Source organism: Aeromonas sp. MR7, assembly GCF_963899385.1.
Lineage (GTDB): Bacteria > Pseudomonadota > Gammaproteobacteria > Enterobacterales > Aeromonadaceae > Aeromonas > Aeromonas bestiarum.
Window position 1 is genome coordinate 367587 of the sequence record NZ_CAWQXH010000021.1, and the last position, 16683, is coordinate 384269.

The window sequence follows — 16683 nt, forward strand, 5'->3', positions numbered from 1 at the left end:
GGCTTATGCGCAAAAAAAAGCCCCATCAAGGGGCGGGTAATGACGGACAACCGACGCTGTGGCAGCGGTTCTTGCCCCCCTTTTTGGCCATGTAGAGCGCCATGTCGGCCGCCGCCAGCAGCTCGTTCTCCGAGCCCGGCAGCTGCTCAGGGATCTGGGTGGCAATGCCGATGCTGGCACTGAGTCGGGCATCACCCGCCTCCCGGATACTCAAGGCATGGATCCCGAGGCGGATAGCCTCCCCCATCCGCAAGGCGGCCTCCTTGCCGGTATTGCCGAGAACCAGCGCAAATTCATCGCCCCCGAACCGGCTTGGCAGATCCGCTGGCCGCTGGCACAAGGCGTTGAGCAGGTGGCCCACCTGCAGCAGGAAATCATCCCCGACCTGATGGCCGAAGCGATCGTTGCACGCCTTGAAGTTGTCCAGATCCAGCATGATGAAGGAGATGGGCGTGCGCTCCCGCATGCTGCGGCGCCACTCGTTATGCAGGAAGCTGTTGAACAGACGCCGGTTGGCCAGACCTGTCAGGGGGTCGTGCTGGGAGAGGTGGGTCACGTCCAGCTCCTGCAACTTGCGCTCCGTGATGTTGATGTGGGCTATGGTGTAAAACTCGACATCCACCCCCAGCACGGGCGAGACCCGCATCATGAACCAGCGCTGGATATCCGGGCTGTGGCAGGGATACTCCAGAGAGAAGTGCTCCTGCTCACCACACAGCACGCGGCGGATCCCCTCTGCCGCCATCAGAACCAGGGGATCGACCAGGCTGTCAAACACCCTCAGATAGTTGACCCCCAGCCAGTTGTACCCTGGCGGCATGCCATTTTGCTCGGCAAACCGGTTCCAGGCGAAATTGGTATAGTGGATCACCCCGTCCCGATCAATCACGGATATCTGGTCTTCCAGCGAGTTCAGCAGCGCAGACAGGTATTGCGCCCGATCGGAAAAGTGAAACAGAGAGCCCCGAAAATCATCCACCATGACCGTCATCCTGAAATGAAAACGCCAAGCAAAAATTAGAGACAAATGAGTCATCACCAGAAGTAAAGCAGCCCTGACTCACTTCGCCAAATGCCGTCACCGACCACAGAGGAACAAGGGGATGGCCCCTTCTCCCCGACCATGATGACCCTTCAGGATAAAAGAGCCGCTGATTATCAACCTGTTAGTCGCGGCAACAATTGATCAATCCGGCCTCAGTCACCACACGACTTAGTCGCGGCGGCGAGCGAGCTGGCCGGGCTCAGTGACCACACCACTGGCCCTCGCAGGGAATGCCGTCCCCCTCCCCGTCCATCTTCATATTCGGGCAGTGTTGCAGGAACCAGGTCGCCTCCTCGCAGGAGGTCATCTGGGAGCAGTATTCACGGCCATCGCACTCATAGCTGCGAGCAGGCGTCTGCGGGGTGCTGGCGGCACGGCTCTCGCCGCCGAAGGAGGAAACCGGCAAGGGGGCCATCGACTCGGCCGAGAAGCGGGAGTAGACAGAAAACAGGCCCGCCAGTACCAGCAGGGGGATCAACTTGCCGCGCCAGTTGCTCTTGCGGCGATAGGAGGGGCCAGGGCGGGGCCTGGACGAAACGGGTGGCTGTGCTCCCCTGGCCGTAGGTCGGCGGACCGCGTCCTTGCCGGGCAAGGGGGGCGCTGAGGTATCAGCCAGCGACAGCGGCCGGTCGGGAAAAAACACCTGCACGGCCCTGGGCTTGTCGTCCTTGCCCCTGCCTATCTGGTAGGAGACTCGCTCCCCCGCCTCGGGCAGCCGGCCATCGGATTGCAGCGCCGATATGTGCACGAACAGCTCGCGCCCTTGCTGCTCGCCCCCCTGCTGCTCCGGCGTGATAAAACCGAAGCCTCGCGCCTCGTTCCAGCTCGCGATCCGTCCCTGATAACGCATGCCTCATCCTTGTGGCCATCAATGCTGACTCCATGTTGCCCTAAAACGGCGCCGGCTCAACAGGGGACTGGCGACAAAATGTCAAAATAGTGAGCGAAAACAGCCTTGACCGGCGGGATCACGCCAGCTGGGCCACCTTGATGATCTCGGCGATACGGCCGAGCATCCGCAGCGAGCCCTGGTGCTCGCTGGCGTCGGCGCAGGCATCCTCCAGTATGGTGATGGCGTAGTCCCGATCGTGGCCGTCCCGGGCCGCAGCTTGAATGGCCCAGCTGGTGCTCACCCCGCACAGATAGAGGTGACCGATGCGATTGGCCCGCAGCGCCGGCTCCAGCGCCGTGCCATAGAAGGGGCTGACCCTGGGCTTGGTCAGCACCAGATCGCCGGGTTGCACGTCGAGGTCGGGGTGAAAGTCGGTGCCACTGTCCGCCAGGGAGAGCGCACCAAACTGATTGGCCCGACCAAACATGGGAGACCCCTTGGGTTGCAGCAGGTAGCCGCCGTCAAAGCCGACCTTGATCAGGATCACCAGCCAGCCGTGGGCACGGGCATGGGCCAGCGCCTGATTGGCATGGGTGATGGCATCCTGCTCCAGCACATGGGCCGCCGAGGCGGCGATGCGCCCGTCCGGATGGGCTATGTCATTGATAAAATCGATCGCCAGCAGTGCCTTGTTCATCATCTCTGCTCCCTCGTGATGGCGCCCGGCGCCTTATACCAGCCCCAATGCGTAGCGCAGCGCCATCTCCTTGAGCGGGCCAGCCTTGTCCGCCAGATTGAGGGCCAGATTGCGGGCCAGCTTGAGCGGCCCTATCTCGTTGCTGAACACACCATAGAAGAGATCCATCCCCGACTGCATCAACAGGTTGTCGGGACGACGGCGACGCTCGTAGCGCTCCGCCAGGGCCGGCTGATGCCAGTCGGCGCCCGCCTTTTCCAGCAACCCGGCCCAGCAGGCCACGTCCTTGAAGCCGAGGTTGACCCCCTGCCCCGCCAGCGGGTTGATGGTGTGGGCGGCATCGCCCAGCAGCACCACCCGGCCGGCGTGATAGTCGTTGGCGTGGCGCCGCACCAGCGGGAAACTCCCCTTGGCCGTGACGGTGAAGCCGCCGAGCCGGGCCGGAAAGTGGCGGCGCACCTCCTCCCCCAGCTTCTCGTTGCTCATGGCCGACAGGGCGCGGATGCGGGCCGGGCTGTCATACCACACCAGGGAGCCGTGCCGGCCGGGCAGCGGCAGGAAGGCGCGCGGGCCGCTCGGGGTGAATTGCTGCCAGGTGATGTCTTCCTGTTCGAAGTCGGTATCGATATTGATCAGCATGCAGTGCTGACGATACTCGAAGCGCGACACGCCTATGCCCGCCAGCCGGCGCATCTGGGATTCGGCGCCGTCGCAGGCCAGCACCCAGCGGGCGGCGAGTTCGGAGCCATCGTCCAGGGTCAGCACCGCCTCGTCGGCGCCCTGGCGCAGACTCGTCACCGCCGCCGGTGTGTGGGTCTGGATAGTGGGGAAATCCTCCATCCTCTTGAGCAGGGCCAGCTGCACCAGCCGGTTCTCTATGATGTAGCCGAGCTGGGGCAGGCCGAGATCGGCCGCGTCGAAGCGGGTGGCAAAGCCGTCCAGCTCCCAGGTCTCCAGCCGGCGGTAGGGACAGAGCCGCATCTGCTGCAGGTGCGACCAGGCACCGGCCTGCTCCAGCAGCGCCACCGAGGCCTGGCTGATGGCGGAAACCCGTAGATCCAGCGGCTGCTGTGGGGCGAATTGCTCGGGCAATTGGGTCTCTATGACCCGAATGGAGAGGCCCTGCGCCGCCAGCAGACAGGCGGTGGCGGCGCCGACCATGCCGGCGCCGACGATGGCGATATCACACTGTTCCATAACTTGATTCCTGAAAGGAGACGCCCCGGACAAGGGTAGGCGGGGTAAAACCGAATGGGGACATGATACCGCAAGGGACCGGCAGAAACAGTGAGACAAATTGCGAATTGCCGCGCCAAATCAAGGAGAAAGGCCGAGCAAATAGCGACTGTTCAGGAGGGAGAGAGACCCATGACGGGCTGGATATTAGCTAGGCAGTATCCAGATTGCGGAGTAAAATGCCCGGTCCTTTGACCATGCCGATTTCAAAACAAGTCAAGAGAAGCAATGAGCAAGAAACTTCACATTAAAACCTGGGGTTGCCAGATGAACGAGTACGACTCGTCCAAGATGGCCGACCTGTTGGATGCCAGCAATGGCTATGAACTGACCGAGGAGCCCGAAGAGGCAGATGTCTTGCTGCTCAATACCTGCTCCATCCGCGAAAAAGCACAGGAGAAGGTGTTCCACCAGCTAGGACGCTGGAAAAAACTCAAGGCCAACAAGCCCGGTCTGGTGATCGGCGTGGGTGGCTGTGTCGCCTCCCAGGAGGGGGACAACATTCGCACTCGCGCCCCCTATGTGGATATCGTCTTCGGTCCACAGACACTGCATCGCCTGCCCGCCATGATCAAGCAGGTGCAGGAAGGGCGCGGTGCCCAGGTGGACATCGCCTTCCCCGAGATCGAAAAGTTCGACAGCATGCCGGAACCCCGTGCCGAAGGCGCCACCGCCTTCGTCTCCATCATGGAAGGCTGCTCCAAATACTGCTCCTTCTGCGTGGTGCCCTACACCCGTGGCGAGGAGGTGAGCCGGCCGATGGACGACGTGCTCTACGAGATCGCCCAGCTCGCCGAACAGGGCGTGCGCGAGGTTAACCTGCTGGGCCAGAACGTCAACGCCTATCGGGGCCCGACCTTTGATGGCAGCATCTGCTCCTTCGCCGAGCTGCTGCGACTGGTGGCTGCAATCGATGGCATAGACCGCATTCGCTATACCACCAGCCATCCGATCGAGTTCACCGACGACATCATAGAGGTCTACAAGGACACGCCGGAAGTGGTCAGCTTCCTGCACCTGCCGGTGCAGAGTGGCTCCGACCGTATCCTGACCATGATGAAGCGCCCCCACACAGTGCTGGAGTACAAGTCCAAGATCCGTCGCCTGCGCGCCGCCCGTCCCGACATCACCATGAGTTCCGACTTCATCGTCGGCTTCCCGAACGAGACGGACGAGGATTTCGAGGCCACCATGAAGCTGATCGAAGAGATCAACTTCGACATGAGTTTCAGCTTCATCTACAGCCCGCGCCCCGGCACCCCGGCCGCCGACATGCCCGACGATGTCGACATGGAAGTGAAAAAGGCCCGCCTGGCCCGCCTGCAGCATGTCATCAACAACCAGTCGATGCAGATTGGCCGCGCCATGCTGGGCTCCACCCAGCGCATCCTGGTGGAAGGGCCCTCCCGGCTCGACCCCATGCAGCTGTGTGGCCGCACCGAGAACAACCGGGTGGTCAACTTCGAGGGGCAGCACACCCTGATCGGCGGCTTTGCCGACGTGGAGATCACAGAGGTGCGTCCCAACTCCCTGCGCGGTCGTTTTATCCGCGGCGAGGATGAGATGAATCTGCGCATCGCCACCGCGCCGCGCGAGATCCTGGCCCGCCGCCCGGATAACATACCGGACGCACTGGGCGTTGCCGCCTTCACTCCCCACTAATCTCTTCGTGCCCATCCGGCCTGGCCTGATGGGCACTGCGTCAAGACGAGGATATTTTGAGCCGACACATCTCGACCCTGAACCTGCATCTGGAGCCCGCCGACAATCGGCGCCTCGCCAGCCTGTGCGGTCCCTTCGATGACAACATCAAGCAGCTGGAACGCCGCCTCGGCGTCGAGATCAGCTACCGTGACAACCACTTCCAGCTGGTTGGCAAACAGGCCCAGCTGGATGCCGCGGCCGTCATCCTCAAGCACCTCTATGTGGAAACCCAGCCCCTCAAGGGCGGCAAGGTGACCGACATAGTGCCCGACATGGTGCACCTGGCCATTCAGGAGTCGCGGGTGCTGGAGCAGGATGACGAACCGGCCGCCGGCATTCCTTATGGCAAGGAGGTGACGGTCAAGACCAAGCGCGGCCTCATCAAGCCGCGCAGCCCCAATCAGGCGCAGTACATCGCCAACATAGTCCAGCACGACATCAGCTTCGGCATAGGCCCGGCCGGTACCGGCAAGACCTATCTGGCGGTGGCCGCCGCCGTGGATGCGCTGGAGCGTCAGGAGATACGCCGCATCCTGCTGACCCGCCCGGCGGTGGAAGCGGGCGAGAAGCTGGGTTTTCTGCCCGGCGATCTCTCCCAGAAGGTCGATCCCTATCTGCGCCCGCTCTACGACGCCCTGTTCGAGATGCTGGGCTTTGAGCGGGTCGAGAAGCTGATGGAGCGCAACATCATCGAGGTGGCGCCGCTCGCCTATATGCGCGGTCGCACCCTCAATGACGCCTTCATCATCCTGGATGAGGCCCAGAACACCACCACGGAGCAGATGAAGATGTTCCTGACCCGCATCGGCTTCAACTCCAAGGCGGTGGTGACCGGCGACATCACCCAGGTGGACTTGCCCCGCAGCACCAAGTCCGGCCTGCGTCACGCGCTGGAAGTGCTGCAAGGGGTCGACGGCCTGTCGTTCAACTTCTTTGAATCCAAAGACGTGGTACGCCATCCTGTGGTGGCCCGTATCGTGCAGGCCTATGAGGCGTTCGACGCCGCCCAGGCCGAGTCCATCCCTGCCAAACTCAATAAAGAGAGTGCCCAATGAGTGTGACCCTGGATCTGCAACTGGCCTGCACTCAGGCGGAAGATCTGCCGAGCGAAGCCAAGCTGCAAGGCTGGCTCGACGGCACCATACTCGGTTTCCAGACCGAGGCCGAAGTGACGGTGCGCATCGTCGACGAGGCGGAGAGCCGTGAGCTCAACCTCACCTATCGCGGCAAGGACAAGCCCACCAACGTGCTCTCCTTCCCGTTCGAGGCACCACCCGGCATGGAACTGCCGCTGCTCGGCGATCTCGTCATCTGCCGCCAGGTGGTGGAACAGGAGGCCGTCGAGCAGAACAAACCGCTGGAGGCCCACTGGGCCCACATGGTTGTGCACGGCAGTCTGCATCTGCTAGGTTATGACCATATCGAGGATGAGGAAGCCGAAGAGATGGAGCAGCTGGAGCGCGACATCATGCAAGAGCTCGGTTTTGCCGATCCTTACCAGGACGATGAAGTAACAGAGTAGACAGGAGAACAAAGCCGAAGAGATGGTGCCACGCCTTGAACGCGGCATCATGCAGGAACTCGGTTTTGCCGACCCTTATCAGGACGATGAAGTAACAGAGTAGACAGGAGAACAAAGCCGAAGAGATGGTGCCACGCCTGGAGCGCGACATCATGCAGGAACTCGGTTTTGCCGACCCTTATCTGAACGACGAAGAGTAAAGGACGGGAGAGTCATCGTCTTGAAACAGCCGATGGCCATCCTTATATCACCAAGACAATTTCAAATGTGTTCAAGCGAGTAACCAAGAGAAAAAATGACCGACGATCACCCTAGTACCGGCTCGCCGAAGAAAACCTGGCTCGACAAACTCAGCCAACTCTTCCAGGGCGAGCCAAAAGACCGCAACGATTTGGTGGATGTGATAGCCGATGCCGAGGAGCGCGATCTTATCGATCAGGACACCAAGGACATGATTGAAGGCGTGCTCGAAATTGCCGAGCTGCGCGTTCGCGACATCATGATCCCCCGCTCCCAGATGGTCACCATAGAGAAGTCCCAGCCGGTGGACGACATCTTGCCCGTGATCATCGAATCCGGTCACTCCCGCTTTCCGGTGATCAACGAAGACAAGGATCATGTGGAGGGCATCTTGCTCGCCAAGGATCTGCTGCCGTTCGGTTTCGGCGGCCACCATGCCAGCGAGCCGCTGCAGCTCGAGAAAATCTTGCGCCCTACCGTGATCGTGCCCGAGAGCAAGCGGGTCGACCGTCTGCTCAAGGAGTTTCGTGAAGAGCGCTACCACATGGCCATAGTGGTCGACGAGTTTGGTGGCGTCTCGGGTCTGGTGACCATTGAAGACATACTGGAGCTCATCGTCGGCGAGATAGACGACGAGTTTGACGACATCGAAGATGAGCCGGACGAGATCCGCCGCATCAGCAAGCGGGTCTTCTCGGTCAGCGCCCTCACCGAGATCGAGGATTTCAACGACTTCTTCGGCACCCAGTTCAGCGATGAAGAGGTGGATACCGTGGGCGGTCTGGTGATGCACGCCTTCAGCCACCTGCCGAAAAAGGGCGAGGAGATAGAGCTGGACGGCTACCTGTTCAAGGTGATGCATGCCGACCGGCGCCGCCTGCAGCAGCTGCAGGTGAAGATCCCCGACAACCATGTCGCGGCCCAGTCTGAAGCCCAGTAAATCCAGCGCGGCCCCCGGCCAGCCGTGAAGCATCAGCGCCCCGCTCGTCGGGGCGCTTGCCATTTGGCCACGGGGCAAGGCAACCATATCCTCCAACCCCGCACGTCATCCCCTGCCCGACAGACCGCCCTTTATTTCCCGATCCCAGCCCGGTTGCGCCCGCCACAGCCGGGAGGCTCGCCGTTGACCGCATTTACAGGTTAAGATACCGGCCAATCAACCTGTTGCAGTCCAATCCGAGCCTCTATTGCCCGTGAAATCGAAACTCCTGACAAGCCTCTGTGCCATGGCATCCGGCGCGCTCGCCGTGCTGGCCTTCTCCCCCTTCAACTACTGGCCGCTGGTGATCCCGTCCCTGCTCGGCCTCTATGCCCTGCTGGACAAGGCCAACCCCAAGCAAGCAGCCTGGCGCGGCTTTGGCTATGCCATGGGGCTGTTCCTGCCAGGGCTCTGGTGGATCCACGTCAGCATGACCATGTTTGGCGGCATACCGCTGCCGGTCGCCTTCGTGCTGCTGGCCGGCCTGTCGGCCTATCTGGCGCTCTACCCGACCCTGGCCTGCTGGGCCTTCGCCCGCTTCTTCAGCGGTCGCCACTGGAGCCGCTGGCTGCTCGCCTTCCCGGCGCTCTGGCTGGTGGCGGACTGGCTGCGCGGCTGGGTGATGACAGGCTTCCCATGGCTCTGGTTTGGTTACAGCCAGATCGACGGGCCGCTCAAGGGCCTGGCCCCCATCCTCGGCGTGCAGGGCATCACGCTGGCGCTGCTGCTGTCGGCCTCCGCCCTCTGGCTGGTATGGCAGAGCCGCAAGCCGGTCTGGCTGCTGCTGCCCGTCGCGCTGATCGGTGCCGCTCAGGGGCTGATGCAGCTCAACTGGGTGACCCGCGGCGAGCCGGTCAAGGTCGCCCTGGTGCAGGGCAACATAGAACAGTCCCTAAAGTGGGATCCCGAGGCGCTGGTGCCGACGGTGCGCACCTATCAGGATCTCAGCCGCGAGAACCAGGATGCCGACATCATCATCTGGCCGGAATCGGCGATCCCGGCCATCGAGAAGGAGATGGGCAACTACCTGGAGAGCCTGGACAAGGCGATGAAGGTGAACGACACCGGCCTGCTGGCGGGTATCATTCATTACGATTTCGAGCAGCAGCGCTTCTTCAATACAGTGCTGGGCATGGGAGTGCAGGACGCGGACGGCAAGGAGTCGTATCACTACGAGCACAAGAACCGCTACTACAAGTACCACCTGCTGCCCATCGGCGAGTTCGTGCCGTTTGAAGATCTGCTGCGCCCCATAGCGCCCTTCTTCAACCTGCCCATGTCCTCCTTCAGCCGCGGGAATGAGCAGCAACCGAACCTGATCGCCAAGGGGCTCAAGTTCGCCGCCGCCATCTGCTACGAGATCATCTTCCCGGACGAGGTGCGCCGCAACGTGCAGCCGGATACCGACTTCCTGCTGACCGTCTCCAACGATGCTTGGTTCGGCACCAGCATAGGTCCCTGGCAGCACATGGAGATAGCCCGCATGCGCGCACTTGAGCTGGCTCGCCCGCTGCTGCGCGACACCAACACCGGCATCACAATCGTCACCGAGATCGACGGCAGCATCATAGCCCAGCTCCCCCAGTTCGAGGCCGGGGTGCTGAGAGCCGAGGTGCGTCCCGCCCACGGTTCGACCCCCTACCTGCGCTTTGGCAGCTGGCCGCTGTACGGGCTGACCGCCCTGCTGCTCGGTCTGGCGCTGGCGCTGCGCCCCCGTGCCCACCCCTGGGCCCGCGAGCTCTGAACCGGTGATCCGGTTCGTCGCTGAATAAAAGAGGCGCCCCCTGGGCGCCTCTTTTCATCTGGTTGTCTGAGGGGATCAGGGCGAGAGCGGCTCGCGGTGATACTCATGGCCGCCGCACTCGGGGCAGGTATCGAGCGGCTGCGGGTGCAGCACTGTATGGCGCCAGCCGCACTGCTCGCACACCATGACGCCGAGGCCCACCCAGTCACCCGCCTCGTAGACGCCCTTGTGCTCCAGCTCATCCGCCAGCTCGCGCCACTCCACTTGGGCACGGTCGGTCACGTCCGCCAGCCAGGACCAGGCGGTGTCTTTGAGCGCCAGCATGAAGGCGGACTCCTCCACCTCGGCGCGCCCCTCGTCATAGTTGCCCAGATCCCGCTTCACATACTCGGCGATCAGCGCCAGCTCATCCTGGGTCAGGTCGCCGGCCGCCTCAAGATAGGCCTGCACCTTGGCGATCATCCGGTTGAGGCGCTCCCCCTGGAACTCTTCAGTCTCTTGCCACTGCTTTTGCAGCTCTGCAATGAAGGCTTCGTACCCTTTTTGACGTTTGTCCATGGTCGTTACTCCTCTACTGAACCCTGATCATGCCCGGCATAAGGCCTGACGGATGCTGGCGGTTGTTGCCGCCGCTGGATATGGGTATTCTATTGCGATTTCCCAGCTGATTTATCTATTCATTTCACAGATCCGGATGTCACCAATGCAAGAGCAATACGTTCCCCAATCCATAGAACCAGCAGTGCAAAAGCACTGGGATGCCAAGAAAACCTTCAAGGCGGTGGAGAAAGTAGACAAGGAAAAGTTCTACTGCCTCTCCATGTTCCCCTATCCGTCTGGTCGTCTACACATGGGGCACGTTCGCAACTACACCATAGGTGATGTGATCTCCCGTTATCAACGCCTCAATGGCAAGAACGTGCTGCAACCCATAGGTTGGGACGCATTCGGCCTGCCGGCGGAGAACGCCGCGGTCAAAAACAACACGGCACCGGCGCCCTGGACCTACGAAAACATCGAATACATGAAGAACCAGCTGAAGATGCTGGGTCTGGGCTATGACTGGGATCGCGAGCTGGCGACCTGCAAACCGGATTACTACCGCTGGGAGCAGTGGTTCTTCACCAAGCTGTACGAGAAGGGTCTGGTCTACAAGAAGACCTCCTCCGTCAACTGGTGCCCGAACGACATGACGGTGCTGGCCAACGAGCAGGTGATCGACAACTGCTGCTGGCGCTGTGACACCCCGGTGGAGCAGAAAGAGATCCCCCAGTGGTTCATCAAGATCACCGACTATGCCGAAGAGCTGTTGAACGACATCGACAATCTGGAAGGCTGGCCGGAGATGGTCAAGACCATGCAGCGCAACTGGATTGGCCGCTCCGAAGGGGTCAACATCCACTTCCAGGTCGCCGATCAGGCTGGCGACCTCGAGGTCTACACCACCCGTCCCGATACCCTGATGGGCGTCACCTATGTGGGCATAGCCGCTGGTCACCCGCTGGCCCTGCAGGCTGCCGCCGGTAACCCCGAGCTTGCCGCCTTTATCGACGAGTGCAAGAACACCAAGGTGGCCGAAGCCGAACTCGCCACCATGGAGAAGAAGGGCATGGCCACCGGCCTCTATGCCATTCACCCGCTGGATGGCCGCAAGGTGCCGGTCTGGGTCGCCAACTTCGTGCTGATGAACTACGGCACAGGCGCCGTGATGGCCGTCCCGGCCCACGACCAGCGCGACCATGAGTTCGCCACCAAGTACGGTCTCGAGATCAAGCCTGTCATCAAGCAGGCTGACGGTGAAGCGCCGAACGTGATCGAGGCCGCCTACACCGACAAGGGCGTGCTGTTCGCCTCCGGCGAGTTCGACGGTCTCGAGTTCCAGGCCGCCTTCGATGCCATCGCCAGCAAGCTGGAAGCGATCGGCAAGGGCAAACGCACCGTCAACTTCCGTCTGCGCGACTGGGGTGTCTCCCGTCAGCGTTACTGGGGTGCCCCCATCCCCATGCTGACACTGGCTGACGGCACCGTAGTGCCGACCCCGGAAGATCAGCTGCCGGTACTGCTGCCGGAAGACGTGGTGATGGACGGTATCCAGAGCCCGATCAAGGCCGATGCCGAGTGGGCTAAGACCACTTACAACGGCCAGGAAGCGTTCCGGGAAACTGACACGTTTGACACCTTCATGGAGTCCTCCTGGTACTACGCCCGCTACTGCTCCCCGGACTACGACAAGGGCATGCTGGATCCGGCGGCTGCCAACCACTGGCTGCCGGTGGATCAGTACATAGGCGGCATCGAGCACGCCTGTATGCATCTGCTCTACGCCCGCTTCTTCCACAAGCTGCTGCGTGACGCAGGGCTGGTGAACAGCGATGAGCCGTTCAAGCGCCTGCTCTGCCAGGGCATGGTGCTGGCCGACGCCTTCTACTACAAAGACGAGAAGGGCGGCAACGTCTGGGTCAGCCCGGTTGACGTCAAGGTCGAGCGTGACGACAAGGGTCGCATCACCAAGGCCATCGACAACGAAGGCCGTGAAGTCATCCACTCCGGCATGACCAAGATGTCCAAGTCCAAGAACAACGGCATAGACCCCCAGCTGATGGTGGAGCGTTACGGCGCCGATACCGTCCGTCTGTTCATGATGTTCGCCTCGCCGGCCGAGATGACCCTGGAGTGGTCCGACTCCGGCGTGGAGGGGGCCCAGCGCTTCCTGCGTCGCCTGTGGCGCATCACCTTCGAGCACGTCAGTGGCGGTGCCGCCCCGGCGCTGGATGTGACGGCACTCAGTGCCGACCAGAAAGCCGTTCGCCGCGAACTGCACAAGACCATCGCCAAGGTGAGCGATGACGTGGGTCGTCGTCAGACCTTCAACACCGCCATCGCAGCCATCATGGAGCTGATGAACAACCTCTCCAAGCTCGGTACCGACGAGCAGGATCGCGCCCTGATGCAGGAAGCGCTGGAAGCCGTGGTGGTCATGCTCTCCCCCATCACCCCGCACATCGGCTTCGAGCTGTGGAAGATGCTGGGCAAGGGCGACGACCTGGACCACGCCGCCTGGCCGGTGGCCGACGAGGCCGCCATGGTCGAGACCGAGAAGCTGGTGGTGGTGCAGATCAACGGCAAGATGCGCGGCAAGCTGACAGTGCCGGCCGAGATAAGCCAGGCCGACGTCGAGAAACTGGCCATGGCCGATGCCTCTGTGCAGAAGTTCACCGATGGCCTGACCGTTCGCAAGGTCGTCTATGTGCCGGGCAAGCTGCTCAACATAGTGGCCAACTGATGCCATGTCGCGTGGCAACGCAAGCTGACTGCCTGGTTGCCAAGCGGTAACGACAAACGGATGATAACGGCGGGCCCTGCGCCCGCCGCTTTCCCCTAATGCAAAGAGGATTTCATATGGGCACCCCCCTCATTCGCTGGATGGCCATAGTGCTGATGGGCCTGCTGCTGCAGGCTTGCGGTTTTCAGATGCGCGGCACCGCCATCCCGCCCGAGTTGATGACCATGAAGGTGGTCGGTGACAACAAGAGCGACTTCTACCGGCTGGTCACCACCCGCCTCAAGGCGGCTGGCGTCAAGCTCGCCGACAAGGAGGGCATACCTGTGCTGACCCTGTCCGGCGTCGGCAGCACCAGTCAGGTTGCCTCGGTCGACTCCATAGGCCAGGCCCGTGAGTACGTGCTGGGCTACAACACCCAGTTCACCGTCTCCATGCCGGGCAAACCGACCCAGGTCTTCCCCATCACCTTCAACCGCAGCTTCCTGAACAAGCCGGATGCGGCACTGGCCTCCTCCCGCGAGCAGGAGCAGCTTGGCAAGGAGATGCAGGAGCAGGCCGCCAGCCTGGTGATCCGCCAACTGAGCCAGGTCAAGTTCTGATGCGAGTATCTTGATGAGAGTCTATCCCGAGCAGTTTGCGGATCATCTCAAGGCAGGGCTCAAACCCTGCTATCTCGTTTTTGGTGACGAGCCTCTGCTCAAGCTGGAGGCCATCGACGCCATCCGTCAGGCCGCCCGCAAGCAGGGGTTCGATGAGCGCCATACTTTCGTGGTGGAGCAGGGCCTGGACTGGAATCAGGTCTACGATGCCTGTCAGGCCATGAGCCTCTTCTCCGCCCGCCAGATCATAGAGCTGGAGCTGCCGGCCAAGGTCGACAAGGATCTGGCCGCCCGCATCACTGAAATTGGCAAGCAACTGCATCCGGATCTGCTGCTGGTACTCAGCGGCGCTCGCCTCAACCAGACCCAGATGAAGGCAGCCTGGTTCGACAAGCTCAGCCAGAACGGCACCTATGTGCCGGTCAATCACCCCGAGCCCCGCTTCTTTCCGCGCTGGATGAGCGCCCGCTTCCAGCGTTTCGGCCTCAAGGCGCTGCCGGATGCCATCAACTTCATGTGCCACTCCTACGAGGGCAACCTGCTGGCCGCCAGCCAGGAGATAGAGAAGCTGACCCTGCTGGCACCGCCCCAGCCCATCAGCGTCGCCTATCTGCAAGAGACCATCATACGCCACGCCCATTTCACGCCGTTCCAGCTCATCGATACCCTGCTGGAGGGCAAGGTGAACCGGGCCCAGCGCATCCTGCTGGCCCTGCGCGCCGAGGGCACAGAGCCCGGCATGCTGGCCTGGGCCCTGTGCCGCGAGCTGGAGCAGCTCACCGAGCTGGCCCTGGCCGCCAGAGCCGGCCAGCCGCTGGTGGAGCACTTCTCCCGCCTGCGCATCTGGCAGAGCCGCCAGCAGCTGATCCAGCAGGCCCTGACCCGGCTGCCCTTCACCAAGTTGCAGCAGCTGTGGCAGCTGATGGCCCGGCTTGACGACGCCCAGCGTCGCTTCGACACAGAACAGGCCTGGCTGATGTTGCAGACCCTGGCCCTGGGTTTTCGCGATGGTACGCCGCTGCCCCTGCTGGAACCCGCCGCATGCTGAAGGCCCCCATCGACCGGCTGGCCCGAGCCACCTTAGACCCCATCCACATAGGTTCCCTTCCTGCTGAGGACTGCTCATGCTGAAGCCACCTATCGGGCTGCTTGGCGGGACCTTCGACCCCATCCATATCGGCCACCTGCGACCGGCCATAGAGGCGCGGGACGCCATAGGGCTGGCCGAAATCCGGCTGATCCCGAACCATATACCGCCCCATCGCGCCAACCCCTTCTGTTCGAGCGAGCAACGCCTCGCCATGGTCAAGCTGGCGGCGGCGGAGAATGCGGGATTCGTGGTGGATGAGCGGGAACTGAAGCGGGACACCCCCTCCTGGACCATAGACACCCTCATCGAATTGCGGCAAGCGCTGCCGGGCACCCCGCTCTGCTTTCTGATGGGGATGGATTCCCTGCTCGGCCTGCCGAGCTGGCACCGCTGGCAAGAGCTGCTCGACTATGCCCATCTGGTGGTGAGCGTGCGGCCGGGCTGGCAACCTGACTACCCGGGGGAGGTGGCCGAGCTGCTGGCTCGCCATCACACCACGGATGCCACCGCGCTGCACCGGCGCCTTGCCGGCCATATCTGGCTGGCGGACAACCAGCCCATCGAGCTGTCGGCCACCCGGCTCAGAGCCCTGCTGGCAGCCGGGGAGGATCCCCGCTACCTGCTGCCGCCGTCGGTGGCCGATTACATTCGCCAGCAAGGCCTCTACCAGCCAAGCTGACCACAACCGGCACCGACTATTGTCCCGGCCGGTTGCGCACTATATTGATCAACAGGGGCCTGGTTTGCCACACGGGCACGGCCCCCGTTCCACTCCCCTTCACCGGACTGGGAAACGGGAGTGACCATGATATAATCCGCCGCCCTCAGGCGTCGGAACACAGGAGAAGATCATTGCAAGGCCAAGAACTGCATGCCTTTATCGTCGACAAGATCGATGACATGAAAGGCCGCGACATCATCACCCTCGATGTGCGCGGTAAATCCAGCATCACAGACACCATGATCGTCTGTTCCGGCAACTCCAGTCGCCACGTCAGCGCCATCGCCCATCACCTGGCCAGCGAAGCTCGCCATGCCGGGCTCGATCTGCTGAGCGTGGAAGGCCAGCTCACGGGGGAATGGGTACTGGTGGACTTGGGGCAAGTCATAGTGCACGTGATGCAGGACGAATATCGCGACTTCTACCAACTGGAAAAACTCTGGGGCGCTACCGCTCAAGTGAATGCGCAATAACAGAGCATAAGTGTAACAAACGATGAAGATCCAGTTGATTGCAGTGGGCACCAAGATGCCTGCCTGGGTAGAGCGTGGCTTCGAAGAGTACCGTCGCCGTTTCCCCAAAGACATGCCGTTCGAGCTGGTCGAGATCGGCGCCGGAAAGCGCGGTAAAAATGCCGATATTCCCCGCATCCTGCAAAAGGAGGGGGAAGCCATGCTGGCCGCCGCCGGCCGTTCGCGCATCGTGACCCTGGATATTCCCGGCAAGCCCTGGACCACGGAGCAGCTCGCCGTACAACTGGAAGCCTGGAAGCTGGATGGGCGCGACGTGGCGCTGCTGGTCGGGGGCCCGGAGGGGCTGTCACCCGAGTGCAAGGCCGCCGCCGAGCAGAGCTGGTCGCTGTCGCCGCTGACCCTGCCCCACCCGCTGGTACGGGTGCTGGTGGCCGAGAGCCTCTATCGCGCCTGGAGCATTACCACCAATCATCCGTATCACAGGGAATGAACCATGCACATCTGGCGCATCACCCCCT

16 protein-coding genes and 1 pseudogene are annotated in these 16683 nt (G+C 62.1%); 12 read left to right on the plus strand and 5 right to left on the minus strand.

Annotated features, from left to right (window positions below):
- Positions 1-25: 25 nt before the first annotated feature.
- The 4 genes from AACW87_RS13470 to AACW87_RS13485 form a co-directional block, all read right to left on the minus strand.
- Entirely contained in the window at positions 26-982 is a 957-nt protein-coding gene (locus AACW87_RS13470) for a sensor domain-containing diguanylate cyclase (protein ID WP_241325202.1), read from the minus strand.
- Positions 983-1244: 262 nt separating this feature from the next.
- The gene (locus tag AACW87_RS13475) at positions 1245-1895 is read right to left on the minus strand and encodes a cold shock domain-containing protein (protein WP_241325203.1); all 651 of its coding nucleotides are present in this window, start codon (positions 1893-1895) and stop codon (positions 1245-1247) included.
- 118 nt (positions 1896-2013) lie between these two features.
- Positions 2014-2574 (minus strand): cysteine hydrolase family protein, encoded by a 561-nt coding sequence (locus AACW87_RS13480; protein ID WP_241325314.1) that lies wholly within the window; start codon positions 2572-2574, stop codon positions 2014-2016.
- 33 nt (positions 2575-2607) lie between these two features.
- Positions 2608-3771 (minus strand): FAD-dependent monooxygenase, encoded by a 1164-nt coding sequence (locus tag AACW87_RS13485; RefSeq protein ID WP_241325204.1) that lies wholly within the window; start codon positions 3769-3771, stop codon positions 2608-2610.
- Between the two features lie 267 nt (positions 3772-4038).
- Here AACW87_RS13485 and miaB point away from each other — a divergent pair, with 267 nt between their 5' ends.
- The 6 genes and pseudogenes from miaB to lnt all read left to right on the plus strand — a co-directional run bounded on the left by miaB (position 4039) and on the right by lnt (position 9999).
- Positions 4039-5472 (plus strand): tRNA (N6-isopentenyl adenosine(37)-C2)-methylthiotransferase MiaB, encoded by a 1434-nt coding sequence (gene miaB, locus AACW87_RS13490; protein WP_241325205.1) that lies wholly within the window; start codon positions 4039-4041, stop codon positions 5470-5472.
- Positions 5473-5528: 56 nt separating this feature from the next.
- Complete coding sequence (locus AACW87_RS13495) at positions 5529-6569, plus strand: PhoH family protein (protein ID WP_241325206.1); 1041 nt, start codon at positions 5529-5531, stop codon at positions 6567-6569.
- Positions 6566-7036, plus strand: a complete 471-nt coding sequence (gene ybeY / locus AACW87_RS13500) for an rRNA maturation RNase YbeY (protein WP_241325207.1) — start codon at positions 6566-6568, stop codon at positions 7034-7036. Before AACW87_RS13495 ends, ybeY begins: the two co-directional genes overlap by 4 nt.
- 104 nt (positions 7037-7140) lie before the next feature.
- Positions 7141-7236 (plus strand): annotated as a pseudogene (locus tag AACW87_RS13505) (rRNA maturation RNase YbeY); the annotation flags it as partial.
- A 95-nt stretch (positions 7237-7331) separates the two neighbouring features.
- Positions 7332-8216 (plus strand): CNNM family magnesium/cobalt transport protein CorC, encoded by an 885-nt coding sequence (gene corC, locus AACW87_RS13510; RefSeq protein WP_042034712.1) that lies wholly within the window; start codon positions 7332-7334, stop codon positions 8214-8216.
- A gap of 286 nt (positions 8217-8502) precedes the next feature.
- Positions 8503-9999 (plus strand): apolipoprotein N-acyltransferase, encoded by a 1497-nt coding sequence (gene lnt / locus AACW87_RS13515; protein WP_241325315.1) that lies wholly within the window; start codon positions 8503-8505, stop codon positions 9997-9999.
- Positions 10000-10074: 75 nt separating this feature from the next.
- On the opposite strand, the gene AACW87_RS13520 is transcribed toward lnt, so the two are convergent.
- A complete protein-coding gene (locus AACW87_RS13520) occupies positions 10075-10557 on the minus strand; it encodes a zinc ribbon-containing protein (RefSeq protein ID WP_043135733.1) in 483 nt (160 codons plus the stop codon).
- 145 nt (positions 10558-10702) lie between these two features.
- On the opposite strand from AACW87_RS13520, the gene leuS reads away from it, so the two are divergent.
- The 6 genes from leuS to rlmH all read left to right on the plus strand — a co-directional run bounded on the left by leuS (position 10703) and on the right by rlmH (position 16655).
- On the plus strand, positions 10703-13282 hold the full coding sequence (gene leuS, locus AACW87_RS13525) for a leucine--tRNA ligase (protein WP_241325208.1): 2580 nt from the start codon (positions 10703-10705) through the stop codon (positions 13280-13282).
- A gap of 116 nt (positions 13283-13398) precedes the next feature.
- Positions 13399-13881, plus strand: a complete 483-nt coding sequence (locus tag AACW87_RS13530) for an LPS-assembly lipoprotein LptE (protein WP_042867584.1) — start codon at positions 13399-13401, stop codon at positions 13879-13881.
- 13 nt (positions 13882-13894) lie between these two features.
- On the plus strand, positions 13895-14929 hold the full coding sequence (gene holA, locus AACW87_RS13535; RefSeq protein ID WP_241325209.1) for a DNA polymerase III subunit delta: 1035 nt from the start codon (positions 13895-13897) through the stop codon (positions 14927-14929).
- 76 nt (positions 14930-15005) lie between these two features.
- Positions 15006-15650, plus strand: coding sequence for a nicotinate-nucleotide adenylyltransferase (gene nadD, locus AACW87_RS13540; RefSeq protein WP_241325210.1), 645 nt, complete (start codon positions 15006-15008; stop codon positions 15648-15650).
- A gap of 173 nt (positions 15651-15823) precedes the next feature.
- Positions 15824-16165, plus strand: a complete 342-nt coding sequence (rsfS, locus tag AACW87_RS13545) for a ribosome silencing factor (RefSeq protein ID WP_043135742.1) — start codon at positions 15824-15826, stop codon at positions 16163-16165.
- A gap of 22 nt (positions 16166-16187) precedes the next feature.
- Complete coding sequence (gene rlmH / locus AACW87_RS13550) at positions 16188-16655, plus strand: 23S rRNA (pseudouridine(1915)-N(3))-methyltransferase RlmH (protein WP_042034723.1); 468 nt, start codon at positions 16188-16190, stop codon at positions 16653-16655.
- The last annotated feature ends 28 nt before the right edge of the window (positions 16656-16683 follow it).